Below are 24,973 nucleotides of genomic sequence, written 5' to 3'. Positions count from 1 at the left end.
TGGAATCTTGTTATCCGTGCGAATCAAACCAGCCTCGAAAGGCGTCATCGCAGGAGGCGAAGGGCACGGACCCTTCGCCTTTTTAAGCGTTTACGCGCCGATTACGATCGGCCTTGCCAGAGGCGGGACGGCGGCGCTGACTGGCGCGATACCGGCTTCGAACTCTGGACGGAAGTATTTGATGGCACTGCCCAACGGCTCCACGGCACCCGGTGCGTGAGCACAGAAGGTCTTGCCTGGGCCGAGGAAGTTGACCAGACCCAGCAGGGTCTCGATGTCGCCTGGCTGACCGCGGCCTTGTTCAATGGCCATCAAGAGCTTGACGCTCCATGGCAAACCATCGCGGCACGGGGTGCAGAAACCGCACGACTCGCGAGCGAAGAACTGCTCCATGTTGCGCAGCAACGAGACCATGTTGACGCTGTCATCCACCGCCATGGCCAGGCCGGTACCCATACGGGTGCCCACTTTGGCGATGCCGCCGGCATACATTTGGGCGTCGAGGTGCTCAGGCAGGAGGAAACCGGTACCGGCGCCGCCTGGCTGCCAGGCCTTGAGTTTGAAGCCGTCGCGCATGCCGCCGGCGTAGTCTTCGAACAACTCGCGACCGGTGACGCCGAATGGCAGCTCCCACAGACCCGGGTTTTTGACTTTGCCGGAGAAGCCCATGAGCTTGGTGCCCATGTCTTCGCTGCCTTCACGCGCCAACGATTTGTACCAGTCAACGCCGTCGGCAATGATCGCCGGCACGTTGCACAGGGTTTCGACGTTGTTCACGCAGGTCGGCTTGCCCCACACGCCGACGGCGGCAGGGAAGGGCGGCTTGGAGCGCGGGTTGGCGCGGCGGCCTTCGAGGGAGTTGATCAGTGCGGTTTCTTCACCGCAGATGTAACGCCCGGCGCCGGTGTGGACGAACAGCTCGAAATCAAAACCGCTGCCCAGAATGTTTTTGCCCAGCAGGCCCGCAGCCTTGGCTTCTTCCACGGCACGGTTGAGGTGCTTGGCGGCGGTGGTGTATTCGCCACGCAGGAAGATGTAGCCACGGTAGGTTTTCAGCGCGCGAGCACTGATCAGCATGCCTTCGATCAGCAGATGGGGCAGTTGCTCCATCAGCATGCGGTCTTTCCAGGTGTTCGGCTCCATTTCATCCGCGTTGCACAGCAGGTAACGGATGTTGATGGATTCGTCTTTGGGCATCAGGCCCCACTTCACGCCCGTGGGGAAGCCTGCACCGCCGCGACCTTTGAGGCCGGCGTCTTTCACGGTCTGGACGATAGCGTCCTGATCCATGTCGGCGAAGGCTTTGCGCGCCGCAGCGTAACCGTTCTTGGCCTGGTACTCGTCGAGCCACACGGCTTCGCCGTCATCACGCAGACGCCAGGTCAGCGGGTGAGTCTCGGCCGAACGCTGAATGCGGTTGGCAGGACCGAAAGATGTCAGGGTCATACGTAGCCCTCGAGCAGTTTGGCGACGCCAGCCGGCTGCACATCACCAAAGGTGTCGTCGTCGATCATCAGCGCCGGTGCCTTGTCGCAGTTGCCGAGGCAGCAGACCGGCAGCAGGGTGAACCGACCGTCGGTGGTGGTCTGACCCAGGCCGATGCCCAGATTGTTCTGGATTTCGCTGACCACCGACTCGTGGCCGCCGATGTAGCAGACCATGCTGTCGCAGACGCGAATGATGTGACGGCCGACCGGCTGACGGAAAATCTGGCTATAGAAAGTAGCCACGCCTTCAACGTCGCTGGCCGGGATGCCGAGAATCTCGCCGATCGCGTACAGGGCGCCATCCGGCACCCAGCCGCGTTCTTTCTGAACGATCTTCAGGGCTTCGATCGACGCCGCGCGCGGGTCTTCGTAGTGATGCAGCTCGTGCTCGATGGCCGAGCGCTCGGTTTCACTCAAGGTGAAACGGTCTGTCTGGATAAGCGTGCTGTTCATGCTTAGCGGTCCACGTCGGCCATAACGAAATCGATACTACCCAGGTACGCAATCATGTCCGCGACCATGCTGCCTTTGATCACCGAAGGGATCTGTTGCAGATGCGGGAAGCTTGGAGTGCGGATCCGGGTACGGTAGCTCATGGTGCCGCCGTCGCTCGTCAGGTAATAACTGTTGATGCCCTTGGTCGCTTCGATCATCTGGAAGGATTCGTTGGCCGGCATGACCGGGCCCCACGAAACTTGCAGGAAGTGCGTAATCAAGGTTTCGATGTGCTGCAGCGTGCGCTCTTTCGGCGGCGGCGTGGTCAGCGGGTGATCCGCCTTGTACGGGCCTTCCGGCATGTTGCGCATGCACTGGTCGATGATCTTGATGCTCTGGCGCATCTCTTCGACGCGAACCATGCAGCGGTCGTAGGCATCGCCATTGGCGGCGAGCGGTACTTCGAATTCGAAGTTCTCGTAGCCGGAGTACGGACGCGCTTTACGCAGGTCGAAATCGCAACCGGTCGAACGTAGGCCAGCACCGGTGACGCCCCATTCCAGGGCTTCTTTGGTGTTGTACTGGGCAACGCCGATGGTACGACCCTTGAGGATGCTGTTCTGCAGGGCAGCCTTGGTGTATTCGTCGAGGCGTTTTGGCAGCCATTCAACGAAGTCTTTCACCAGTTTTTCCCAGCCGCGCGGCAGGTCGTGGGCAACACCACCGATGCGGTACCAGGCCGGGTGCAGACGGAAACCGGTAATGGCTTCAATCACCGTGTACGCCTTCTGGCGGTCGGTGAAGGTGAAGAACACCGGGGTCATCGCGCCGACGTCCTGGATGTAAGTCCCGAGGAACAGCAGGTGGCTGGTGATCCGGAAGAACTCGGCCATCATGATGCGGATGACGTCTACCTTTTCGGGCACCTTGATGCCGGCCAGCTTCTCGACCGAGAGCACGTACGGCAGGTTGTTCATCACGCCGCCGAGGTAATCGATACGGTCGGTGTACGGGATGAAGCTGTGCCAGGACTGACGCTCGGCCATCTTCTCGGCACCACGGTGGTGGTAACCGATGTCCGGCACGCAGTCGACGATCTCTTCACCGTCCAGCTGCAGAATGATGCGGAACGCACCGTGCGCAGAAGGGTGGTTCGGGCCGAGGTTGAGGAACATGTAGTCCTCGTTCGGGCCGGAACGCTTCATGCCCCAGTCTTCCGGACGGAAGCGCGCGGCTTCTTCCTCAAGCTGTTGCTTGGCGAGGTTGAGGCTGTACGGATCGAATTCGGTGGCGCGCGCCGGGAAGTCCTTGCGCAGCGGGTGACCTTCCCACGTCGGCGGCATCATGATGCGCGACAGGTGCGGGTGACCTTTGAAGTCGATACCGAACATGTCCCAGACTTCACGCTCGTACCAGTTGGCGTTCGGCCAGATGCTGGTGACGGTCGGCAAGCTGAGGTCGCTCTCGGACAAGGCGACCTTGATCATCACGTCACTATTACGCTCCAGCGACATGAGGTGATAGAACACGGTGAACTCGGCGTCGCTCGGCAGCCCCTGACGCTTGGTGCGCAGACGCTCGTCCACGCCGTGCAGGTCATAGAGCATGACGTACGGCTTGGGCAGGTTGCGCAGGAAGGTCAGGACTTCGACGAGTTTGGCACGCGCCACCCACAGCACCGGCATGCCGGTGCGGGTCGGCTGGGCGGTGAACGCCTCCGGGCCAAAACGGTTGTTCAATTCAACGACCACATCCTGGTCGTCTGCCTTATAAGGCGGGATGTACAGAGCACTGCCTGTAGTCATGGTTATTTTTTCGCTTTCGGTCAACGTAAAGAATGAAGCCAGCTTCTCGTTTCTTTGTCAGAACAGATCTGGATCAGACTTCGTCAGGGCTGCGCAGGTTGGTGACTGCGATTCGCTGTTCGCGGCGCTGTTCCTTTTGCGAAGGCATGTCGGCGCGATAAACGCCTTGATCACCAACGACCCAGGAAAGCGGACGACGCTCCTTGCCGATCGATTCCTGCAACAGCATCAAGCCTTGCAGAAATGCTTCCGGACGAGGAGGGCAGCCAGGTACGTAGACGTCCACGGGCAGGAACTTGTCCACCCCTTGAACCACAGAGTAGATGTCGTACATGCCACCGGAGTTAGCGCACGAACCCATGGAGATAACCCACTTCGGCTCGAGCATCTGCTCGTAGAGACGTTGGATGATCGGCGCCATCTTGATGAAGCAGGTGCCGGCGATAACCATGAAGTCGGCCTGACGCGGCGATGCCCGGATCACTTCGGCGCCGAAGCGCGCGATGTCGTGGGGCGCCGTGAAGGCGGTGGTCATTTCCACGTAGCAGCACGACAAGCCGAAGTTGTACGGCCACAGGGAGTTTTTACGTCCCCAGTTGACCGCGCCACTCAGCACGTCTTCCAGCTTGCCCATGAAAATGTTTTTGTGGACTTGATCTTCTAACGGATCGGAAACGGTTTCCCGTTCGCCAATCGGATACTGCTCGTTAGGAGCATCGGGGTCGATCCTGGTGAGATTGTATTGCATTGCCAAAGCCTCATTGTTTCAGCTTCGCCTGCCGCTTGCGACGAGCTTCCGGAGCCCAGTCAAGGGCGCCCACTCGGAACAGGTAGACAAGACCTGCCAACAGAATTGCTATGAAAACGAGAGCTTCGACGAATCCGGTCCAGCCGCTTTCGCGGACGGACACAGACCATGCAAAGAGAAAGAGGGCTTCGATATCGAAGATCACGAAGAGCATCGCGACCAGATAGAATTTGGCTGAGAGCCGCAAGCGGGCGCCACCGGTAGGTAGCATGCCGGACTCGAACGGTTCGTTTTTGCTGCGACCCCAGGCTTTTGACCCAAGGAGGCTGGAGACGCCAAGCATGAAGGCACACAGGCCGACGACACCCAGAAGGAAAATGGCAAAGCCCCAGTTGTGGGCCATGAGTCCTGTCGCTTCGGGCATGCTGGTAATCCTTAACAGAGAGCAAAGGTCTCTGAGCTTGATAAAGAAATAGGCAGTGACGATATGTCGCAGCAATCAATCGCGCTGATTTTATGGCTAAACACCCTGCAAGTAAAATTCCTATAGCGAAATTATTTATTGGAATAAGGACATAGCGCATCTCCAATGCCCTGCAGCCCATGCGTTGCGGGCATTAGGCGGGTTTATGCAAATAATGTTTTGTAGGGAATGTAACGAACATAGTTGCGGCTAAATGATAATTAATATCGTTTGGAGTGGTTTTGTAACTGTTTAACGGGATGTCAGTTGGGAAGTTGTCTTACTTGCACGTTACTGCAAGTAGCGACGGCGCCCGTTTTAGCGGATTTTTCTGACGCGTGTACCGCTCTGGATCAATGTTTTGTCCGGACGACACCGATCCCTGTAGGAGCTGCCGAAGGCTGCGATCTTTTGATCCTGCTTTTGATTCTGAAAAATCAAAGTCAAAAGATCGCAGCCTTCGGCAGCTCCTACAGGGAAAGGTTTGTTTTCCGGGGGCAAAAAAAAAACGCCCCGAACCAGTCGGGGCGTCAGTTTTGCGGCTCTGCGGTTAGCTTTCCATCCGATCCGCAGAGGCCGTTTGCTCAGGCGAAGCAGATCAGTGGAACTGTTCTTCTTCGGTCGAACCGGTCAGTGCGGTTACCGAGGACGAGCCACCTTGAATCACAGTGGTCATGTCGTCGAAGTAGCCGGTGCCCACTTCCTGCTGGTGAGCCACGAAGGTGTAACCCTTGGCAGCGTCGGCGAATTCCTGCTCCTGCAGCTTCACGTAGGCAGTCATGTCGTTGCGGGCGTAGTCGTGCGCCAGGTTGAACATGCTGTGCCACATGTTGTGAATGCCGGCCAGGGTGATGAACTGGTGCTTGTAGCCCATGGCGGACAGTTCGCGCTGGAACTTGGCGATGGTCGCGTCGTCCAGGTTTTTCTTCCAGTTGAAGGAAGGCGAGCAGTTGTACGACAGCAGTTGGTCCGGGTATTCCTTTTTGATCGCTTCGGCGAAGCGACGAGCCTCGTCCAGATCCGGCTTGGCGGTTTCGCACCAGATCAGGTCGGCGTATGGCGCGTAAGCCAGGCCACGGGCGATGGCTTGATCGAGGCCGGCACGGACCTTGTAGAAACCTTCCTGAGTGCGCTCGCCAGTCACGAACGGCTGGTCGTACGGGTCGCAATCGGAAGTCAGCAGGTCAGCAGCGTTGGCGTCGGTACGGGCCAGAATGATGGTCGGGGTACCGGCAACGTCAGCAGCCAGACGTGCAGCGGTCAGCTTCTGTACGGCTTCCTGAGTAGGAACCAGTACTTTACCGCCCATGTGACCGCATTTTTTCACCGAAGCCAGTTGGTCTTCGAAGTGAACGCCGGCGGCGCCTGCTTCGATCATGCTCTTCATCAGCTCGTAGGCGTTCAGTACGCCGCCGAAACCGGCTTCAGCGTCAGCCACGATCGGCGCGAAGTAGTCGATGTAGCCTTCGTCGCCCGGGTTCTTGCCGGCTTTCCACTGGATCTGGTCAGCACGACGGAACGAGTTGTTGATGCGCTTGACCACGGTTGGCACCGAATCCACCGGGTACAGCGACTGGTCCGGGTACATGGATTCTGCGGAGTTGTTGTCCGCAGCCACTTGCCAGCCCGACAGGTAGATCGCCTGGATACCGGCTTTAACCTGCTGAACAGCCTGGCCGCCGGTCAGGGCGCCCATGCAGTTGACGAAATCTTTCTCAGGACGGAAGGACGGCTTGGCACCCTGGGTCACCAGGTTCCACAGCTTGTCGGCGCCCATTTTTGCAAAGGTGTGCTCAGGTTGAACCGAGCCACGCAGACGGACGACGTCAGCAGCGGAGTAAGTGCGTGTCACGCCTTTCCAGCGCGGGTTTTCAGCCCAGTCTTTTTCGAGGGCTGCAATTTGCTGTTCGCGTGTCAGTGCCATGGAGATAAACCTCGTCGCGTCTTTTATGAAAAGTTGTTCTGCGGTGGAAAATTCCTGCGCTCGCTGACCATAAGCTTAGGTGGTCAAGTCGGATTCGGCGGGGTAGGCGACGGGATGAACGATGGGCTCGAGGGGAAGTGAGCAGGTAGTGGCAGGCTGTGGGCGCATTCGGGCGTCGTGGGCCTTTATACGGTCTACAGTGTGAAGCCGGGTTACCTAAATACGCTTCCGTCCCTCGGGACAACTTCGTTCCAGTCGGCAACCTCGTCAAACACACCTTGTGGGCGGTACAGACACGAAGCGGTTCGCGGGGTAGGTGCGAACATCGCTTCGAAAGCCCTTGCCAGGGCCTCTGATTAGCGGGAGCGAGGCCATCATGCCTTCGCTTTTTTACCCCGTCAAACGTTTTGTAGTGCTTTTTTTCAAGCACTACATCTTTCGTCTAATACGACTAATCAGTCAGTTTTCGGTGCTTTAGTCCAGGGCGTCGACTTTCACCCGCAAGGTCATGTCATCCCGGCCTTGAGTCGAGTAGCTGCGGGTCAGGCCCTGTTTGTCGGCCTGAGTCTGGCGATTGACGCCGGCGAGGGTGATCCATTCACCGAGGCGCCCGCTGACAGTTGTGTCGGTGCTTTGCACGTTCACTACATCGGGACGTTCCTGGCTCATGCGGTCACGGTTGGTACTGATTGCCAGATGAACGATGTCACCGGTGACGCTGGCGGTGACATAGAAACCCTGGGTGACGTTGCGGTATTGCGTCTGGCTGTTGTAACCGCCGTAGGAGTCACTTTGAACATTGGTGATCGGCACGCTCTGGCCAACCTGAATCAGCGCCGGCATGCCATCGGTGGCCTGTACTTGCTGCACGCCGCCGTCGCGGCTGGCGGTGCTGCGGCTGATGATGCGGGTCTGGTTCGGCTGTGCACCGTTGACTGAGTAACCTTCGTCGCCACGGCCATTGTTTTCATTGGTGTCGACGCTGATCAGCAAGCGTTTCGGCGCCGTGTCGAGTTGGGTGATCAGTGCCTTGAGTTCCTGAATCTTGTCTGGCTCGGCCTTGATGATCAGTTGATTGCCGTAGGCGCTGACCTGACCGTCCTTGCCGAGGAAGTCTTGCGCCATCGGCAGCATGTCGGTGCTGGTGCGGTAATTGAGAGGCACGATTTCTGTGGCTGCCATCACCGTAAAACTGCAACCGAGCAGCAGGGTGGTGAGCAGGGTGCGTAGGGACATGTCCGTTATCTCCGCTTTCGAAAGGCTTGATATTGCCAGTTTGTCGGCCTTGGGTGGGGCAAGTTGAATCGTAGACAGCAAAACGCCCCGGCATCGGTTGATGTCGGGGCGTTTTGTGGTGTTCTCGCGGGCCTCTTCGCGAGCAGGCTCGCTCCCACATTGGATCTCTGTCTGACACAAAAATCGTGTCCGCAGGAGATCCTCTGTGGGAGCGAGCCTGCTCGCGAAAGCCGCGCCGCGGTCTTAAGCCGAATGCCGAACCATATCGACATGTGGAATCCCGGCTTCGAGGAATTCCTCGCTGACCAGGCTGAAACCCAAGCGCTCATAGAACGCCGTGGCCTGCACCTGTGCACTGAGCATCTGCTGCTTCAAGCCACGCTCTTCGGCCTCAGCAATCACCGCGTGCATCAGCGCATCACCGACCTTCATGCCGCGCCAGTCTTTCAGCACTGAAACCCGGCCAATGTGCCCATCGGGCAACAAGCGCGCAGTACCAATCGGAAAGTCGCCTTCAAACGCCAGAAAATGCACGGCGGTCGCGTCGTCCGCGTCCCATTCCAGCTCAGGTGGCACCGATTGTTCGGCGATGAACACCGTTTCACGAATGCGCCGGATCTCGGCGATGTCCTTCTGCCAGTCTGCGACACGTACGCGAATCTTATTCATCGGCGAACCCCAGGCTCCCTTGCTTGACCAGCTGGCACAGCAGGCCGCAAGCGTCTTCGTCGTTCAGCCACTCACCGAGGTTGTCGGTGTGCAGGGCGTCGGCGGCGCAGATCAGCTTCAACAGCTCGCGCAGCTTGCCCGGCAGGTAACGGCTCTGGCCGCTGGCGAACAGCAGCAGGTCGTCATCGACTTCCGACCAGGCCAAGCGCGCGCTCGGGTTGCGGATCAGGATGGCGCCATCCTGCAGGGCGGCGAGGAAATCTTCTTCCTCGATTTCTTCCGGGCCGGTCACCAGTTCCGGGTAGCGCGGCTCGGTCATGTACTGGCCGAACCAGGTCAGCAGCAGGCGCTCGTCGCTCATGTGCTCGGCGAGCAGGGCTTTCAGGCGATCCAGTGCGTCGTGTTGAATCTGGTGCGGATCGGCTGCTGGCTGTGCGTCGGCATCGGTGTAGCGCTCTTCGTCAGTCAGGAACTGGCTGAGGAAGTCGGTGAAGTGGGTCAGCACTTCCGAAGCGCTCGGTGCACGGAAGCCGACCGAGTAAGTCATGCAGTTGTCGACCGCAACACCGCAGTGGGCCAGACGTGGCGGCAGGTAAAGCATGTCGCCCGGTTCCAGCACCCACTCTTCGGTCTCGTGGAATTCAGCGAGGATGCGCAGGTCCGCGTGTTGCAGCAGCGGGCTCTCGGAATCGCACATCTGGCCGATCTTCCAGTTGCGCTTACCGTGGCCTTGCAGCAGGAACACGTCGTAGTTGTCGAAGTGCGGACCGACGCTGCCACCCGGGGCGGCGAAGCTGATCATCACATCGTCGACGCGCCAGCTCGGGAGGAAGCGGAAGTTTTCCAGCAGTTCGCTGACTTCCGGCACGAATTGGTCGACGGCCTGAACCAGCAGGGTCCACTCTTTTTCCGGCAATTTGCTGAATTCGTCTTCGGCGAACGGGCCGCGACGCAGTTCCCAAGGGCGCTCGCCGTGCTCGATCACCAGGCGCGATTCGACTTCTTCTTCCAGGGCCAGGCCGGCCAGTTCGTCGGCGTCGATCGGGCTTTCGAAGTCAGGAATTGCCTGGCGGATCAGCAGTGGCTTTTTCTGCCAGTAATCGCGCAGGAATTCGCGCGCCGTGATGCCGCCCAGAAGTTGAAGAGGAATATCGGAATTCATATGTAACCTATTGAAAAAAAGCACTTTTCAGACGGGAATAAAAACGCCCGGCGCGGCCGGGCGTCTCAAACGGATCAAGCGGTCGATCAGATGCGTTTGGCTTGCGCTACAGCGTTGCCGATGTAGTTGGCCGGGGTCAGTTGCTTGAGCTCGGCTTTCGCTTGCGCAGGCATGTCCAGGCCGTCGATGAAAGTCTGCAGCGCTTCAGGGCTGATGCCCTTGCCACGGGTCAGTTCTTTCAGCTTCTCGTACGGGTTTTCGATGTTGTAGCGACGCATCACGGTCTGGATCGGCTCGGCCAACACTTCCCAGCAAGCGTCGAGGTCAGCGGCAATCTTCTGCTCGTTGAGCTCCAGTTTGCTGATGCCTTTGAGGCTGGCTTCGTAGGCGATCACGCTGTGAGCGAAGCCGACACCGAGATTACGCAGGACGGTGGAGTCGGTCAGGTCGCGCTGCCAGCGGGAAATTGGCAGTTTGCTCGCCAAGTGCTGGAACAGTGCGTTGGCGATACCGAGGTTGCCTTCGGAGTTTTCGAAGTCGATCGGGTTGACCTTGTGCGGCATGGTCGACGAACCGATTTCGCCAGCGATGGTGCGCTGTTTGAAATAACCCAGGGAGATGTAGCCCCAGATGTCACGGTCGAAGTCGATCAGGATGGTGTTGAAGCGCGCGATCGCGTCGAACAGCTCGGCGATGTAGTCGTGCGGTTCGATCTGCGTGGTGTACGGGTTGAAGCCCAGGCCCAGCTCGTCTTCGATGAAGGCGCGGGCGTTGGCTTCCCAGTCGATCTGCGGGTAGGCCGACAGGTGCGCGTTGTAGTTGCCAACAGCGCCGTTGATCTTGCCCAGCAGTGGCACGGCAGCGACTTGAGCGATCTGACGCTCGAGACGGTAAACCACGTTCGCCAGCTCTTTACCCAGAGTGGTCGGCGAAGCTGGTTGGCCGTGGGTGCGCGACAGCATCGGCACGTCAGCGAAACGGATGGCCAGTTCGCGGATGGCGTTGGCGGTCTGGCGCATCAGCGGCAGCATCACGTCGTCACGGCCTTCGCGCAGCATCAGGGCGTGGGACAGGTTGTTGATGTCTTCGCTGGTGCAGGCAAAGTGGATGAACTCGCTGACCTTGGCCAGCTCCGGCAGCTTGGCCGCCTGCTCTTTGAGCAGGTATTCGATCGCTTTGACGTCGTGGTTGGTGGTGCGCTCGATCTCTTTGACGCGCTCGGCGTGCTCCAGCGAGAAGTTTTCAGCCAGTTCATTGAGAACGGCGTTGGCCTCGGCGGAGAAGGCTGGCACTTCAGGGATACCAGCGTGGGCGGCCAGGCGCTGGAGCCAGCGCACTTCAACCAGAACACGGGCACGGATCAGACCGTACTCGCTGAAAATCGGGCGCAGGGCCTGGGTTTTGCCGGCGTAGCGGCCGTCAACAGGGGAAACCGCAGTGAGCGAAGAAAGCTGCATGGGGTGTTCTCGGACAGTCGGGCAACGAAATGGGGCGCGTATCATACATGAAAAAATCCGCCGGTCCGTTGCCAACTGACCGGCGTATTACGCGTTACAGACTACAAAGCTTTTATTGCAGGGCGAATTACTCGCTGCGCATCAACGGATACAGCTCTTTGAGCAGCTTGCGCCGGCTGATCACCAACTGCCAGCGATGGCCGCCGAGCTGCCGCCACAGGCGCGCCGAACGAATGCCGGCGAGGAGCAGGGCGCGAATCTTCGAGGCATTGCTCGGTTGCTGCAGATTGCGCATGTCGCCATGCACCTGAATGCGTTGGCGCAAGGTGCTCAGGGTGTCCTGATACAGCGCGCCGCAGGCCGCGACCACGTTTTCGTGAGCCGGGCCGAAGTGCTCGACCTGCGACTGAATCTGCGGCAAGCGTTTGCCGATGATGTCGAGCATGTCGTCACGCTTGGCCAGTTGACGTTCAAGACCGAGCATCGACAGCGCATAGCGCAATGGCTCGCGTTGCAGCGTGCTCGGGTCGCGCTCGAGGGCGCCGATCAGTGCACGGTAGCCTTCGCGCAAATTGATGTCGTCGCCGCCGTACACATCCAGCGTGTCTTTCGGGTCGCGCACCAACAGGCTGCCGAGCATGCAGCTCAGGCCGGCTTCGTTGGTCTGGCCGGTCTTGGCGATCCGGTCGACCAGCACGGCAGCGAGGAACACACCGCCAAGCGCCGTCAGTTGCTCCTGAGTCGGGCTCATGCCTGGCCGCTCCACGGCTCGGCGACTTCGATCACGCCGCCACCGAGGCAGATTTCACCGTCATAGAACACCACCGATTGGCCCGGCGTCACCGCGCGTTGCGGCTCGTCGAACACGGCGCGGTAGCCGCTGGCGGTTTTTTCCAAGGTGCAGGCCTGATCGCTCTGGCGATAACGCACTTTCGCGGTCAGGCGCAGCGGCTGGCTCAGGTCGATCGGGTTGACCCAATAGATTTCCGAAGCGAGCAGGGCGCTGGAGAACAGCCATGGATGGTTGTTGCCTTGGCCGACGATCAGCTCGTTGCTGTCGAGATCCTTGCGCAGCACGTACCACGGCTCATCGCCGGCGTCTTTCAAACCGCCGATACCGAGGCCCTGACGCTGACCGATGGTGTGGTACATCAAACCGTGGTGGCGGCCGATTACTTCGCCTTCGGTGGTTTTGATCTCGCCCGGTTGCGCCGGCAGGTATTGCTTGAGGAAGTCGCTGAAACGCCGCTCGCCGATGAAGCAGATCCCGGTGGAATCCTTCTTCTTCGCGGTCGCCAGCTCGTATTTCTCGGCAATGGCGCGCACTTCCGGCTTTTCCAGTTCGCCGACCGGGAACAGGGTCTTGGCGATCTGTTCGCCGCCAACGGCGTGCAGGAAGTAGCTTTGGTCCTTGTTCGGATCAAGGCCTTTGAGCAGTTCGGTACGGCCATCGATGTCGCGGCGACGCACGTAGTGGCCGGTGGCGATCAGGTCGGCGCCGAGCATCATGGCGTAGTCGAGGAACGCCTTGAACTTGATCTCGCGGTTGCAGAGGATGTCCGGGTTCGGCGTGCGACCGGCCTTGTATTCGGCGAGGAAATGCTCGAACACGTTGTCCCAGTATTCTGCAGCGAAGTTGGCGGTGTGCAGCTTGATGCCGATCTTGTCGCAGACAGCCTGAGCATCCGCCAGATCGTCCATGGCGGTGCAGTATTCCGTTCCGTCGTCTTCTTCCCAGTTCTTCATGAACAGGCCTTCCACCTCGTAACCCTGCTCGATCAGCAGGAGAGCGGAAACGGAAGAGTCCACGCCGCCGGACATGCCGACAATGACGCGCTTCTTGGATGTGTCAGAAGGGGCTGGATCACGCATAGGGATTCAATGAGTGTCTTGAAAAAGGACGCGATTCTAGCAGGCTCGCGGCCTCAAGGCTAAAGAGAAGGGCGGATCAGTTCGAGGCTGAAGTGATGACCGGCCAGATAATCGTCGATGCAACGGATGATCAGCTCACTGCGCCAGTTGCCGCGCTGGGCGATTAATTCGTCACGGGTCAGCCACTTGGCGCCGACGATGCCGTCGTCGAGTTGGTAATCCGCGTGATGTTTGACGGCTTTGGCGCTGAAGCACACGCGCTGGTAGGTCACGCCATTGCTCGGTGCGGTGTACAGGTAAATGCCGATGACGCCGGTGGGTTCGACGTCCCAACCGGTTTCTTCGAGAGTTTCGCGTATGGCGGCATCGATCAGGGTTTCGTCCGGGTCGAGATGGCCGGCGGGCTGGTTGAGCACATTACGCCCGGCCTTGTGTTCCTCGACCATCAGGAAGCGACCGTTGTCCTCGACGATGGTGGCGACGGTGATGTGGGGGAGCCATTCCATAAAACCTTCCTCAAGTCTGGGGTTGAAATGCAATCCCTGTAGGAGTGAGCCTGCTCGCGATAGCGCAATGTCAGTCACCATAATTGTTGAATGGTATACCGCTATCGCGAGCAGGCTCACTCCTACAAGGGAATTGTGTGAACTCTGGAAACACAAACCCCGGCACGGGGCCGGGGTTTGTTTGCCGCGCTACAACCTTAAACCAGCGCAGCAATCGCCGCGTTGAGGGTTGCGCTTGGGCGCATCGCTTTGCTGATCAGCTCGGCATTGGCGTGGTAGTAACCGCCGATGTCGACTGGCTTGCCCTGAACGGCGTTGAGCTCGGCAACGATGGTTGCTTCGTTCTCGGTCAGAGTCTTGGCCAGCGTCGCGAACTGCGCTTGCAGTGCAGCGTCTTCAGTCTGGGCGGCCAGGGCCTGAGCCCAGTACATCGCCAGGTAGAAGTGGCTGCCGCGGTTGTCGATGTTGCCGACTTTGCGCGATGGCGACTTGTTGTTGTCGAGGAACTGGCCAGTGGCCTGATCCAGAGTTTTCGACAGCACCAGCGCTTTCGGGTTGTTGTAGTTCACACCCAGATGCTCAAGGGACGCTGCCAGTGCGAGGAACTCGCCCAGCGAATCCCAGCGCAGGAAGTTCTCTTCAACCAGTTGCTGCACGTGCTTCGGAGCCGAACCGCCAGCGCCGGTTTCGAACAGGCCACCGCCGTTCATCAGCGGCACGATCGACAGCATCTTGGCGCTGGTGCCCAGTTCCATGATCGGGAACAGGTCGGTCAGGTAGTCGCGCAGGACGTTGCCGGTCACCGAAATGGTGTCCTTGCCTTCGCGGGTGCGCTGCAGGGTGTACTTCATCGCGTCGACCGGTGCCATGATCTGGATGTCCAGACCGGCGGTGTCGTGATCTTTCAGGTAAGCCTGAACTTTCTCGATCACTACGCCGTCGTGAGCGCGCATCGGGTCCAGCCAGAAGATCGCTGGCGTGCTGCTGGCGCGAGCACGGTTGACGGCCAGTTTGACCCAGTCCTGGATCGGCGCGTCTTTGGTCTGGCACATGCGGAAGATGTCGCCGGCTTCAACAGCCTGTTCCATCAGCAGGTTGCCCTTGCTGTCGGTGACGCGAACAACGCCGTCAGCCTTGATCTGGAAGGTCTTGTCGTGCGAGCCGTACTCTTCGGCTTTCTTCGCCATCAGGCCAACGTTTGGCACGCTGCCCATGGTGGTCGGGTCGAAGGCGCCATTGGTTTTGCAATCTTCGATCACGGCCTGGTAGATGGTCGCGTAGCAACGATCCGGAATCACCGCCTTGGTGTCGTGCAGTTGACCGTCGGTGCCCCACATTTTGCCGGAGTCACGGATCATCGCTGGCATCGAGGCGTCGACGATCACGTCGCTCGGCACGTGCAGGTTGGTGATGCCTTTGTCGGAGTTGACCATCGCCAGCGATGGGCGAGCAGCGTAGACCGCCGCCATGTCAGCTTCGATCTGCGCTTGCTGCTCAGCCGGCAGGGCTTTGATGCGCGCGTACAGATCGCCGATGCCGTTGTTCAGGTTGAAGCCGATTTCGGCCAGCACGTCAGCGTGCTTGGTCAGGGCGTCTTTATAGAACTCGGCAACGATCTGGCCGAACATGATCGGGTCGGAGACCTTCATCATGGTCGCTTTCAGGTGCACCGAGAGCAGCACGCCTTGCGCCTTGGCGCTGTCGATTTCAGCAGCGATGAACGCGCGCAGGGCGTTTTTGCTCATCACGGCGCAGTCGAGGATCTCGCCAGCCTGAACGGTGGTTTTTTCTTTCAGAACGGTCGCGGTACCGTCCTTGGCGATCAGCTCGATCTTCACGGCGTCAGCGGCGTCGATCAGGGCAGCTTTTTCGCTGCCATAGAAATCGCCGGTGCTCATGTGAGCGACGTGGGACTTGGAGTCTTTGGCCCAGGCGCCCATTTTGTGCGGGTGCTTGCGTGCGTAGTTTTTAACCGACAGTGGAGCGCGACGGTCAGAGTTGCCTTCACGCAGAACCGGGTTCACGGCGCTGCCCTTAACCTTGTCGTAACGCGCCTTGGCGTCTTTGTCGGCGTCGCTGGTCACGGTTTCCGGGTAGTCCGGCAGGTTGTAACCCTGAGCTTGCAGCTCTTTGATCGCGGCTTGCAGCTGAGGCACCGAAGCGCTGATGTTCGGCAGCTTGATGATGTTGGCTTCAGGCGTAACGGCCAGGTCGCCCAGTTCGGCGAGGTGGTCGGCTACGGCTTTGTCACCCAGTTGCTCGGGGAAGCTGGCCAGAATACGTGCTGCAAGAGAGATATCGCGGGTTTCCACGGCGATATCGGCCGAGGCGGTGTAAGCCTCGATGATCGGCAGCAGGGAATAGGTGGCGAGGGCTGGAGCTTCGTCGGTGAAGGTATAGATGATCTTCGAGCGGGTGGGCATATTCGGATTAACTCTCTCTTCTTTGCTAAAGCGTGCGCAGAAACTCGAGGGGCGCCGGGTAAGCGCGTTCGTTCAAAGTCATCCATGAACCGAATGTCGAGATTCTTCGCGGTGATGTTGGGTGCATCAGTAGAGCGTCAAGCAGTCGGGCTGCGGTAACAGTCCGGCTATAAGGCGGAAAGTCTCATTCTAGAGAGGCCAACCGTCGTGACCCTGTGGTCAGCGGGCGGCATTATACATAGGTAGCTGGCAATCTGCCGATGGTTCATATGCAACGATTCTCGTCCATTGGTCTAAAGGTCGCAGGGCAGGGTGGCGCGTAGAGTCGTCGCGAATGCTTGAGTTTGGCGCTTTTCCCTTTGCTTTCAGGCTTGTACGAAACGAGATGTAGGCGCGCCACGAACAGAGGGTTTGCGTGTTGATTTAACTGGGTTACGCTCGAACCAAGCCAGATGTTCAATCCAAACAATGGAGTTCAGCATGGGTTACAAGAAGATTCAGGTTCCAGCCGTCGGCGACAAAATCACCGTCAATGCAGACCATTCTCTCAATGTTCCTGATAACCCGATCATCCCCTTCATCGAAGGTGACGGCATTGGTGTCGACATCAGTCCGGTGATGATCAAGGTTGTCGATGCTGCTGTTGAAAAGGCCTACGGCGGTAAACGCAAGATTTCCTGGATGGAAGTCTACGCCGGGGAAAAAGCCACTCAGGTTTACGATCAGGACACCTGGCTGCCTCAGGAAACCCTGGACGCAGTCAAGGATTACGTGGTTTCCATCAAAGGCCCGCTGACCACTCCGGTCGGTGGCGGCATCCGCTCGCTGAACGTGGCCCTGCGTCAGCAACTCGACCTGTACGTCTGCCTGCGTCCTGTGCGCTGGTTCGAAGGCGTACCAAGCCCGGTGAAAAAGCCTGGCGACGTCGACATGACCATCTTCCGCGAGAACTCCGAAGACATCTATGCTGGCATTGAGTGGAAGGCCGGTTCGCCGGAAGCCACCAAAGTCATCAAGTTCCTTAAAGAAGAAATGGGCGTCACCAAGATCCGTTTCGACGAAAACTGCGGCATCGGCGTCAAGCCGGTTTCGCTGGAAGGCACCAAGCGTCTGGCGCGTAAGGCTCTGCAATATGTGGTCGACAATGACCGCGATTCGCTGACCATCGTGCACAAAGGCAACATCATGAAGTTCACCGAAGGTGCCTTCAAAGAGTGGGCCTATGAAGTGGCCGCCGAAGAATTCGGCGCGACCCTGCTCGACGGCGGCCCGTGGATGCAGTTCAAAAACCCGAAAACCGGCAAGAACGTTGTGGTCAAAGACGCCATCGCTGACGCCATGCTCCAGCAGATCCTGCTGCGTCCGGCCGAATACGATGTGATCGCGACCCTGAACCTGAACGGCGACTACCTTTCTGACGCCCTGGCGGCGGAAGTGGGTGGTATCGGTATCGCGCCGGGCGCCAACCTGTCCGACACCGTGGCGATGTTTGAAGCGACGCACGGTACGGCGCCGAAGTACGCTGGCAAGGATCAGGTGAATCCGGGTTCGCTGATTCTGTCGGCCGAGATGATGCTGCGCCACATGGGCTGGACCGAAGCGGCGGATCTGATCATCAAGGGCACCAACGGCGCCATTGGTGCCAAGACTGTGACTTATGACTTCGAACGTTTGATGGACGGGGCCAAGCTGGTTTCGTCTTCTGGCTTCGGCGATGCGCTGATTTCGCATATGTAAGCAGTACGGGTACAAAAAAAACCGCCTTCGGGCGGTTTTTTCATGGCTGAGTGACCGGTAACGTCAGCTCGACACCCTTTCGGTATGGGGCGTATGCACGACTGGCTCGCTGGCAGTCGTCGCATCTTTGATCTTCACGGCGTGCAGGCCTTTGGGGCCTTGAACGATGTCGAAGCTGACGGCCTGTCCGGCCTTGAGGGTTTTGTACCCGTCCATTTCAATGGCGGAGTAGTGGGCAAAGAAATCGATGTCTTTGCCATCCTCATCGCGGCCTTCACGGGCGTCGGTATTGATAAAGCCGAATCCCTTGGCATTGTTGAACCATTTCACCTTGCCGACAGCCATGCTCAAATCCCTCTGCAACAGACTCCATCGCTGGAGTATCATCCAGTTCATCCGCAATCTAATCCGTTAAAAGGATTGACTCCGCGGATCTTTTTTACCCACTGTGGGTTCTATTGGTTGTAACACCGTTTTCCCGATAGTCAAGGTGACCGGGCAGTCGGAGTTGAAAACGTGGACAACCGCCCCCACCACTGTATTTGCACAACTGACGAACCTTTCTTTCCATGCATGCAATCAGCCAGATTCGACTAACATTCAATCAGGATCGCCCGCTTCTCCAAAAGGATCTTCCACAGGAGCACGACGACGATTCGGCAGGCGTTGCTGTTCAGGAAGCAAAGCCTGCGTTACAGGCGCCGCCGATGTACAAGGTGGTTTTGTTCAACGATGACTACACACCGATGGATTTCGTCGTCGAAGTGCTCGAGGTGTTTTTTAACCTGAATCGCGAGCTGGCGACCAAGGTCATGCTGGCCGTCCACACAGAAGGGCGGGCAGTATGTGGAGTGTTTACCCGCGACATCGCCGAGACAAAGGCCATGCAGGTCAACCAGTACGCCAGGGAAAGCCAGCATCCGCTACTCTGTGAAATCGAGAAGGACGGTTAATCGCCGACCACTTGGGTATGAGGTGAAGCTATGTTAAACCGCGAGCTCGAAGTCACCCTCAATCTAGCCTTCAAGGAGGCTCGTTCGAAACGTCATGAATTCATGACCGTCGAACACCTTTTGCTGGCCCTATTGGACAATGAGGCTGCCGCCACCGTTTTGCGTGCCTGCGGCGCAAACCTCGACAAACTCAAGCATGACCTGCAGGAGTTCATCGACTCCACCACGCCATTGATCCCCGTTCATGACGAAGATCGCGAAACCCAGCCAACCCTGGGCTTCCAGCGTGTACTGCAACGTGCTGTTTTCCACGTACAGAGCTCGGGCAAACGCGAAGTAACCGGCGCCAACGTGCTGGTTGCCATCTTCAGTGAGCAAGAGAGTCAGGCAGTGTTCCTGCTGAAACAGCAGAGCGTTGCGCGCATCGATGTCGTCAACTACATCGCTCACGGCATTTCCAAAGTGCCGGGGCATGGCGATCACTCTGAAGGTGAACAAGATATGCAGGACGACGAGGGCGGTGAGTCTTCTTCTTCAGGCAATCCTCTGGATGCTTATGCCAGCAACCTCAACGAACTCGCGCGCCAGGGTCGCATCGATCCGCTGGTCGGCCGTGAGTCGGAAGTCGAGCGTGTCGCGCAGATTCTGGCGCGCCGGCGCAAAAACAATCCGCTGCTGGTCGGTGAAGCAGGCGTGGGTAAAACCGCGATTGCCGAAGGTCTGGCCAAGCGTATTGTCGACAACCAGGTGCCGGATTTGTTGGCGGGTAGCGTCGTTTATTCGCTTGATCTCGGTGCTCTGCTCGCGGGCACCAAGTATCGCGGAGATTTCGAGAAGCGTTTCAAAGCGCTGCTCAATGAACTGAAAAAACGTCCGCAAGCCATTCTGTTTATCGACGAGATCCACACCATTATTGGTGCGGGCGCTGCGTCGGGCGGGGTCATGGACGCTTCGAATCTGCTCAAGCCGCTGCTGTCGTCTGGCGACATTCGCTGCATTGGTTCGACCACGTTCCAGGAGTTTCGCGGCATCTTCGAGAAGGATCGTGCCTTGGCGCGTCGCTTCCAGAAGGTCGATGTCGTCGAGCCATCGGTGGAAGACACCATTGGTATCCTGCGCGGCCTGAAAGGGCGTTTCGAACAGCACCACAACATCGAATACAGCGATGAAGCGCTGCGTGCTGCTGCTGAACTGGCATCGCGCTATATCAATGACCGACACATGCCCGACAAAGCCATTGATGTTATCGACGAGGCGGGCGCCTATCAGCGCCTGCAACCGGTCGAGAAGCGCGCCAAGCGCATCGAAGTGCCGCACGTCGAAGACATCGTGGCGAAAATCGCACGGATTCCGCCGAAGCACGTCACCAGCTCCGACAAGGAACTGCTGCGTAACCTTGAGCGTGACCTCAAGCTGACGGTGTTTGGTCAGGATGCGGCGATCGATTCGCTGTCTACCGCGATCAAGCTATCCCGTGCCGGGCTCAAATCGCCGGACAAGCCAGTCGGTTCGTTCCTGTTCGCAGGTCCGACCGGTGTCGGTAAAACCGAGGCTGCGCGGCAATTGGCCAAGGCGTTGGGGATCGAACTGGTTCGCTTCGACATGTCCGAGTACATGGAGCGTCACACCGTATCGCGTCTGATCGGTGCGCCTCCCGGGTATGTTGGTTTCGATCAGGGCGGTCTGTTGACCGAAGCGATCACCAAGCAGCCGCATTGCGTATTGTTGCTCGATGAAATCGAGAAGGCGCATCCGGAAGTCTTCAACCTGCTGTTGCAGGTGATGGACCACGGTACGCTGACCGACAACAACGGGCGCAAGGCGGACTTCCGCAACGTGATCGTGATCATGACCACCAACGCCGGGGCCGAAACGGCAGCGCGCGCTTCGATCGGTTTCACCCATCAGGACCACTCGTCTGATGCGATGGAAGTGATCAAGAAGAGCTTTACGCCGGAGTTCCGTAACCGTCTGGACACCATTATCCAGTTTGGTCGCCTCAGTCATGAGGTCATCAAAAGTGTGGTGGACAAGTTCCTTACCGAGCTTCAGGCGCAGCTGGAAGACAAGCGTGTGTTGCTTGAGGTTACCGACGCGGCACGCAGTTGGCTGGCGGCGGGTGGTTATGACTCGGCGATGGGCGCACGTCCTATGGCGCGTCTGATTCAGGACAAGATCAAGCGTCCGTTGGCGGAGGAGATTCTGTTTGGCGAGCTGGCCGAGCATGGCGGTGTGGTTCACATCGACATCAAGGATGGTGAGTTGACGTTTGACTTCGAGACCACGGCTGAGATGGCCTGACGGCTTGATGTTGATTGGGAAGGCGCCTTCGGGCGCCTTTTTGTTGTCTGGTGTTTTTGTGTGTATATCCGTTGCTGCGGTGATGGCTTATTACGGTTTCGCCCTTACGGCGACTCACTTTTTTTCAAACGCCAAAAAAAGTAAGCAAAAAACGCTTGCTCCTACGTGCGGCCCGCTCGCTGGGGCTCGGGGTTCCTTCGCTCCGGGATCCCTCCGGGCGCAGCGCCTACGGTTTGCTTCGCTGCACCTCCTCTCGCTGTGTTTGGCTGCGCCAAACGGTCGCTGCGCTCCCACGCCCGGATGAATCCCTCCACTCAGCCTTCCGATGTCGCTCGTGGATCAAGATCAAGAGCGGCAGCCGAGCTAACGCTCATCCTGTTGAGTGGTGAGGGGCACAGCGTGGTCGGCTTTGGATTTGCGTTGGAGCTGCCCCTCATCGGAACGCCGCCCGCCCAGCCCTCTCCCGAGGGAGAGGGAGCCGATTTTCGGGCTTTTCAAAGCCTGAGTTCGACTCGGTATTTCACGTCGGCGTACATCTCTCAAACACTTCGGTCAGTCCCCTCTCCCTCCGGGAGAGGGCTAGGGTGAGGGGCTCTTGATCTGGCTTTGGCTTTTGACGTTGCTTTTGATTTTTTGCCCCTTCGGCAGGCCGAGCGTAGGTGTCCATCCGGGGGGTAGGCGCGTAGCGCCGTGCGGCGTAGCCGCATACATCGAGAGGAGGTGCAGCGAAGCAAACCGTAGGCGATGCCCCCGGATGGACACCGTAGCGAGGGAACACTGAGCCTCAGCGAAGTGCCGTACGCCGGGGCAAAGCCTTTTGGGTTACCTTTTCGGCGTTTGGAAAAGGTGACTCGCTGTAAGAGCGAAACCGCCAGCGGCCGCACCCGAAAAAACGGATATGCCCCCAAACCCAAAACCCCAAAACGCACATACAAAAACGCCCGGCATAAACCGGGCGTTCTGTATTGACTTGATTAACGAGCGCGGTAAGTGATGCGCCCTTTGCTCAAGTCATAGGGCGTCAGCTCGACGCGCACTTTGTCACCGGTAAGAATACGAATGTAGTTCTTGCGCATCTTGCCGGAAATATGCGCGGTTACGACGTGCCCATTTTCCAACTCCACACGAAACATGGTGTTGGGCAGGGTGTCGACGACAGTGCCTTCCATTTCGAAGCTGTCTTCTTTCGACATGCAGTAAAGCCCTCGGTATCCAATGAATGGCCCGGTGCAACTGCGCCAGGCAAAAGCGGCGTGCATTGTGCCCGAAAAATGGGGTTTACGCCAAGGGGTTTACGGCTTGGGTTTAGTTGAGGATGACCCAGCGCTGATTAATCAGCAATTCGATGGGGCGATATTGCGTCTTGTAGTTCATCTTTTTGCAATTCTTGATCCAGTACCCGAGGTACACCGCTTCAAGTCCGAGGCGCTGTGCCTCGGCGATTTGCCAGAGGATGGCAAATCGGCCAAGGCTGCGGCGCTCTTCGTCGGGTTCGTAAAAGGTGTAGACCGCCGACAGGCCGTTTGGCAGCAAATCGGTTACCGCCACAGCCAGTAACCGTCCGTCGAGTCGGAATTCGTAAAAACGCGAGAAGGGCAGGTCACGTACCAGAAAAGTCGAGAATTGATCACGGCTGGGCGGGTACATATCGCCATCAGCGTGGCGTTGTTCGATATAGCGCTGGTACAGATCGAAATATTCTTCACTGAATTGCGGTTTGGCCGGGCGCACCTGCAAATCCATGTTGCGCTTGAAGATCCGCTTCTGCTGACGATTAGGTGTGAACTGCGCCACCGGAATGCGCGCAGGCACGCACGCATTGCAGTTCTGGCAATGCGGCCGGTACAGATGATCGCCACTGCGGCGAAAGCCCATTTCCGACAGGTCAGCGTAGACATGCACATCCATGGGCTGACTCGGATCGAGAAACAGGGTCGTGGCCTGCTCCTCGGGCAGATAACTGCAAGAGTGAGGCTGAGTGGCATAGAACTTCAACCGCGCCAACTCGGTCATGATCAACCCTCGGGATAAGCTGGTGAATTAAGTGTAAGCCACGCGCGCAAAAGTCGCTCAGCAAACCCAGGTGGCACGATTGGGTTGATCCAGATGTCGAGCCAGATAGTCAGCAAATTGCTGGCGGGGAATCGCCCGCGCGCCGAGGCTGTGCAGATGATCGGTCGGCATCTGGCAGTCGATCAGCACGACCCCGGAGTCCTTCAGATGGCGCACCAGGGTGGCAAAACCGAATTTCGAAGCGTTGTCGGCGCGGCTGAACATCGATTCGCCGAAAAACAGTTGGCCCATCGCCAGGCCATACAGGCCGCCGACCAATTCGCCCTGATCCCAGACCTCCACCGAATGGGCGAAGCCGCGACGATGCAGTTCGACATAGGCGTCCTGCATCGCCTCGGTGATCCAGGTGCCGTCGGCGTAATCCCGTGGTGCGGCACAGGCGCGGATTACCGCGTCGAAATCCTGATCGAAGGTCACTTGGTAGCGTTGCTGGCGCAACAGTTTGCCGAGGCTGCGCGATACATGCAGTTCGTCGGGAAACAACACCGTGCGCGGATCCGGCGACCACCAGAGAATCGGCTGACCCTCGGAAAACCACGGAAAGCAGCCATGGCGATACGCTTGAATCAGCCGGTCAGCCGACAGATCGCCCCCGGCGGCGAGCAATCCGTTGGGGTCGCGCATGGCCTTTTCCAGCGGCGGAAAAGTCAGGGAATTACGTTGTAACCAAGTCAGCATGGCATCCAGGCTTGCAGAAGGGGAGGGCGGTGCGAGCCGTTTGGCCCGCGATAAAGTGTGCCGTTAAATGACAGGAATGTCGTCCAGATACTTCTCGGCATCGAGCGCGGCCATGCAGCCGGCGCCTGCCGACGTCACCGCCTGGCGATAAACGTGGTCGGCCACGTCGCCGGCGGCAAACACCCCGGGAATCTCGGTGGAGGTAGCGTCGCCGTCGCTGCCGCCCTTGACCTGCAAATAGCCGTCGCGCATCGGCAGCTGGCCTTGAAACAGATCGGTGTTAGGTTTGTGGCCGATGGCGATGAATACGCCCGCCAGCGCCAGTTCACGGGTTTCGCCCGTATGGCTGTCACGCAGTCTCGCGCCAGTCACACCGCTGGCATCGCCGAGTACTTCGTCGAGATTCTGGTTCCAGTGCAGGTGCACATTGCCGTTGGCGGCTTTCTCGAAGAGTTTGTCCTGGAGGATTTTTTCCGAGCGCAGTTTGTCGCGACGATGGATCAGGTGCACTTCTTTAGCGATGTTCGACAGGTACAGTGCTTCCTCGACGGCAGTATTGCCGCCACCGACCACGGCGACCACCTGATTGCGATAGAAAAAGCCGTCACAGGTCGCGCAGGCGGAAACACCTTTGCCGGCGAAGGCTTCTTCCGACGGCAGGCCCAGATATTGCGCCGAAGCGCCGGTGGCAATGATTAGTGCATCACAGGTGTAAGTGCCGCTATCGCCGACAAGTTCGAACGGGCGCTGCTGCAACTTGGCGGTGTGGATGTGGTCGTAAACGATCTCTGTGGCAAAGCGTTCGGCGTGTTTCTGCATGCGTTCCATCAGTACCGGACCGGTGAGGCCTTCAACGTCGCCGGGCCAGTTGTCGACCTCGACGGTGGTGGTGAGCTGGCCACCGGCCTGCAGACCGGTGATCACCACAGGTTTGAGGTTGGCACGGGCGGCATACACGGCAGCGCTGTAACCGGCCGGACCGGAGCCGAGGATGATCAGGCGTGAATGCTTCGCTACGTTCATCAAATACACCTCATAAGCCTT

General features: G+C 58.6%; 22 protein-coding genes. 3 read left to right on the top strand and 19 right to left on the bottom strand.

Annotated features, from left to right (window positions below):
• Positions 1-90: 90 nt before the first annotated feature.
• From nuoF to U6037_RS18220, 14 genes are all read right to left on the bottom strand, one after another.
• Positions 91-1,446, bottom strand: coding sequence for an NADH-quinone oxidoreductase subunit NuoF (gene nuoF, locus U6037_RS18285; RefSeq protein WP_007920184.1), 1,356 nt, complete (start codon positions 1,444-1,446; stop codon positions 91-93).
• Positions 1,443-1,940, bottom strand: coding sequence for an NADH-quinone oxidoreductase subunit NuoE (gene nuoE, locus U6037_RS18280; RefSeq protein WP_007920186.1), 498 nt, complete (start codon positions 1,938-1,940; stop codon positions 1,443-1,445). The genes nuoF and nuoE overlap by 4 nt, the downstream gene beginning before the upstream one ends.
• 2 nt (positions 1,941-1,942) lie before the next feature.
• Positions 1,943-3,727, bottom strand: a complete 1,785-nt coding sequence (nuoC, locus tag U6037_RS18275; protein ID WP_016987416.1) for an NADH-quinone oxidoreductase subunit C/D — start codon at positions 3,725-3,727, stop codon at positions 1,943-1,945.
• A 73-nt stretch (positions 3,728-3,800) separates the two neighbouring features.
• On the bottom strand, positions 3,801-4,475 hold the full coding sequence (locus U6037_RS18270) for a NuoB/complex I 20 kDa subunit family protein (protein ID WP_053121628.1): 675 nt from the start codon (positions 4,473-4,475) through the stop codon (positions 3,801-3,803).
• Between the two features lie 10 nt (positions 4,476-4,485).
• Positions 4,486-4,899 (bottom strand): NADH-quinone oxidoreductase subunit A, encoded by a 414-nt coding sequence (locus U6037_RS18265; protein WP_003223812.1) that lies wholly within the window; start codon positions 4,897-4,899, stop codon positions 4,486-4,488.
• 637 nt (positions 4,900-5,536) lie between these two features.
• The gene (aceA, locus tag U6037_RS18260; RefSeq protein ID WP_034155130.1) at positions 5,537-6,862 is read right to left on the bottom strand and encodes an isocitrate lyase; all 1,326 of its coding nucleotides are present in this window, start codon (positions 6,860-6,862) and stop codon (positions 5,537-5,539) included.
• Between the two features lie 474 nt (positions 6,863-7,336).
• A complete protein-coding gene (locus U6037_RS18255; protein ID WP_322844035.1) occupies positions 7,337-8,098 on the bottom strand; it encodes a secretin N-terminal domain-containing protein in 762 nt (253 codons plus the stop codon).
• 243 nt (positions 8,099-8,341) lie between these two features.
• Positions 8,342-8,767, bottom strand: a complete 426-nt coding sequence (locus U6037_RS18250; protein ID WP_322844034.1) for a GNAT family N-acetyltransferase — start codon at positions 8,765-8,767, stop codon at positions 8,342-8,344.
• On the bottom strand, positions 8,760-9,929 hold the full coding sequence (locus U6037_RS18245) for a cupin domain-containing protein (protein ID WP_322844033.1): 1,170 nt from the start codon (positions 9,927-9,929) through the stop codon (positions 8,760-8,762). The genes U6037_RS18250 and U6037_RS18245 overlap by 8 nt, the downstream gene beginning before the upstream one ends.
• An 86-nt stretch (positions 9,930-10,015) precedes the next feature.
• A complete protein-coding gene (gene purB / locus U6037_RS18240) occupies positions 10,016-11,386 on the bottom strand; it encodes an adenylosuccinate lyase (RefSeq protein ID WP_016987412.1) in 1,371 nt (456 codons plus the stop codon).
• A 127-nt stretch (positions 11,387-11,513) separates the two neighbouring features.
• A complete protein-coding gene (gene hflD / locus U6037_RS18235; RefSeq protein WP_122600567.1) occupies positions 11,514-12,137 on the bottom strand; it encodes a high frequency lysogenization protein HflD in 624 nt (207 codons plus the stop codon).
• Positions 12,134-13,258: a tRNA 2-thiouridine(34) synthase MnmA gene (mnmA, locus tag U6037_RS18230; protein WP_007920201.1), complete on the bottom strand. Its 1,125-nt coding sequence runs from the start codon at positions 13,256-13,258 to the stop codon at positions 12,134-12,136. Before mnmA ends, hflD begins: the two co-directional genes overlap by 4 nt.
• 59 nt (positions 13,259-13,317) lie before the next feature.
• On the bottom strand, positions 13,318-13,764 hold the full coding sequence (locus U6037_RS18225; RefSeq protein WP_322844032.1) for an NUDIX hydrolase: 447 nt from the start codon (positions 13,762-13,764) through the stop codon (positions 13,318-13,320).
• Between the two features lie 197 nt (positions 13,765-13,961).
• Complete coding sequence (locus tag U6037_RS18220; protein ID WP_322844031.1) at positions 13,962-16,187, bottom strand: NADP-dependent isocitrate dehydrogenase; 2,226 nt, start codon at positions 16,185-16,187, stop codon at positions 13,962-13,964.
• Between the two features lie 480 nt (positions 16,188-16,667).
• On the opposite strand from U6037_RS18220, the gene icd reads away from it, so the two are divergent.
• Entirely contained in the window at positions 16,668-17,924 is a 1,257-nt protein-coding gene (gene icd, locus U6037_RS18215; protein WP_126364475.1) for an NADP-dependent isocitrate dehydrogenase, read from the top strand.
• Positions 17,925-17,987: 63 nt separating this feature from the next.
• Here the strand turns inward: icd and U6037_RS18210 are convergent, their stop codons facing one another.
• The gene (locus U6037_RS18210) at positions 17,988-18,269 is read right to left on the bottom strand and encodes a cold shock domain-containing protein (RefSeq protein WP_316916724.1); all 282 of its coding nucleotides are present in this window, start codon (positions 18,267-18,269) and stop codon (positions 17,988-17,990) included.
• Positions 18,270-18,493: 224 nt separating this feature from the next.
• Between U6037_RS18210 and clpS the strand changes: the two genes are divergently transcribed.
• Positions 18,494-18,877: an ATP-dependent Clp protease adapter ClpS gene (gene clpS, locus U6037_RS18205; RefSeq protein WP_011334948.1), complete on the top strand. Its 384-nt coding sequence runs from the start codon at positions 18,494-18,496 to the stop codon at positions 18,875-18,877.
• A gap of 30 nt (positions 18,878-18,907) precedes the next feature.
• The gene (gene clpA, locus U6037_RS18200; RefSeq protein WP_007920210.1) at positions 18,908-21,178 is read left to right on the top strand and encodes an ATP-dependent Clp protease ATP-binding subunit ClpA; all 2,271 of its coding nucleotides are present in this window, start codon (positions 18,908-18,910) and stop codon (positions 21,176-21,178) included.
• Between the two features lie 974 nt (positions 21,179-22,152).
• Here the strand turns inward: clpA and infA are convergent.
• The 4 genes from infA to trxB form a co-directional block, all read right to left on the bottom strand.
• A complete protein-coding gene (gene infA / locus U6037_RS18195; RefSeq protein WP_002553999.1) occupies positions 22,153-22,371 on the bottom strand; it encodes a translation initiation factor IF-1 in 219 nt (72 codons plus the stop codon).
• A gap of 112 nt (positions 22,372-22,483) precedes the next feature.
• Positions 22,484-23,191 carry an arginyltransferase gene (locus U6037_RS18190; RefSeq protein WP_242207633.1) on the bottom strand — a complete coding sequence of 236 codons (708 nt, stop codon included), beginning with the start codon at positions 23,189-23,191 and terminating at the stop codon, positions 22,484-22,486.
• A 57-nt stretch (positions 23,192-23,248) separates the two neighbouring features.
• The gene (aat, locus tag U6037_RS18185; RefSeq protein ID WP_322844030.1) at positions 23,249-23,929 is read right to left on the bottom strand and encodes a leucyl/phenylalanyl-tRNA--protein transferase; all 681 of its coding nucleotides are present in this window, start codon (positions 23,927-23,929) and stop codon (positions 23,249-23,251) included.
• Positions 23,930-23,992: 63 nt separating this feature from the next.
• A complete protein-coding gene (gene trxB / locus U6037_RS18180; protein WP_322844029.1) occupies positions 23,993-24,952 on the bottom strand; it encodes a thioredoxin-disulfide reductase in 960 nt (319 codons plus the stop codon).
• Positions 24,953-24,973: the final 21 nt, after the last annotated feature.

The sequence above is a fragment of the Pseudomonas sp. B33.4 genome (assembly GCF_034555375.1).
GTDB lineage: Bacteria > Pseudomonadota > Gammaproteobacteria > Pseudomonadales > Pseudomonadaceae > Aquipseudomonas.
The sequence above is the reverse complement of the archived record's forward strand: the minus strand, read 5'-3'. Positions and strand labels throughout refer to the sequence as shown.

Bases quoted from the DNA above. Each gene is read 5' to 3' on its own strand.
- nuoF (WP_007920184.1), bottom strand. From the start codon at position 1,446: ATGACCCTGACATCTTTCGGTCCTGCCAACCGCATTCAGCGTTCGGCC.
- nuoE (WP_007920186.1), bottom strand. From the start codon at position 1,940: ATGAACAGCACGCTTATCCAGACAGACCGTTTCACCTTGAGTGAAACC.
- nuoC (WP_016987416.1), bottom strand. From the start codon at position 3,727: ATGACTACAGGCAGTGCTCTGTACATCCCGCCTTATAAGGCAGACGAC.
- U6037_RS18270 (WP_053121628.1), bottom strand. From the start codon at position 4,475: ATGCAATACAATCTCACCAGGATCGACCCCGATGCTCCTAACGAGCAG.
- U6037_RS18265 (WP_003223812.1), bottom strand. From the start codon at position 4,899: ATGCCCGAAGCGACAGGACTCATGGCCCACAACTGGGGCTTTGCCATT.
- aceA (WP_034155130.1), bottom strand. From the start codon at position 6,862: ATGGCACTGACACGCGAACAGCAAATTGCAGCCCTCGAAAAAGACTGG.
- U6037_RS18255 (WP_322844035.1), bottom strand. From the start codon at position 8,098: ATGTCCCTACGCACCCTGCTCACCACCCTGCTGCTCGGTTGCAGTTTT.
- U6037_RS18250 (WP_322844034.1), bottom strand. From the start codon at position 8,767: ATGAATAAGATTCGCGTACGTGTCGCAGACTGGCAGAAGGACATCGCC.
- U6037_RS18245 (WP_322844033.1), bottom strand. From the start codon at position 9,929: ATGAATTCCGATATTCCTCTTCAACTTCTGGGCGGCATCACGGCGCGC.
- purB (WP_016987412.1), bottom strand. From the start codon at position 11,386: ATGCAGCTTTCTTCGCTCACTGCGGTTTCCCCTGTTGACGGCCGCTAC.
- hflD (WP_122600567.1), bottom strand. From the start codon at position 12,137: ATGAGCCCGACTCAGGAGCAACTGACGGCGCTTGGCGGTGTGTTCCTC.
- mnmA (WP_007920201.1), bottom strand. From the start codon at position 13,258: ATGCGTGATCCAGCCCCTTCTGACACATCCAAGAAGCGCGTCATTGTC.
- U6037_RS18225 (WP_322844032.1), bottom strand. From the start codon at position 13,764: ATGGAATGGCTCCCCCACATCACCGTCGCCACCATCGTCGAGGACAAC.
- U6037_RS18220 (WP_322844031.1), bottom strand. From the start codon at position 16,187: ATGCCCACCCGCTCGAAGATCATCTATACCTTCACCGACGAAGCTCCA.
- icd (WP_126364475.1), top strand. From the start codon at position 16,668: ATGGGTTACAAGAAGATTCAGGTTCCAGCCGTCGGCGACAAAATCACC.
- U6037_RS18210 (WP_316916724.1), bottom strand. From the start codon at position 18,269: ATGGCTGTCGGCAAGGTGAAATGGTTCAACAATGCCAAGGGATTCGGC.
- clpS (WP_011334948.1), top strand. From the start codon at position 18,494: ATGCATGCAATCAGCCAGATTCGACTAACATTCAATCAGGATCGCCCG.
- clpA (WP_007920210.1), top strand. From the start codon at position 18,908: ATGTTAAACCGCGAGCTCGAAGTCACCCTCAATCTAGCCTTCAAGGAG.
- infA (WP_002553999.1), bottom strand. From the start codon at position 22,371: ATGTCGAAAGAAGACAGCTTCGAAATGGAAGGCACTGTCGTCGACACC.
- U6037_RS18190 (WP_242207633.1), bottom strand. From the start codon at position 23,191: ATGACCGAGTTGGCGCGGTTGAAGTTCTATGCCACTCAGCCTCACTCT.
- aat (WP_322844030.1), bottom strand. From the start codon at position 23,929: ATGCTGACTTGGTTACAACGTAATTCCCTGACTTTTCCGCCGCTGGAA.
- trxB (WP_322844029.1), bottom strand. From the start codon at position 24,952: ATGAACGTAGCGAAGCATTCACGCCTGATCATCCTCGGCTCCGGTCCG.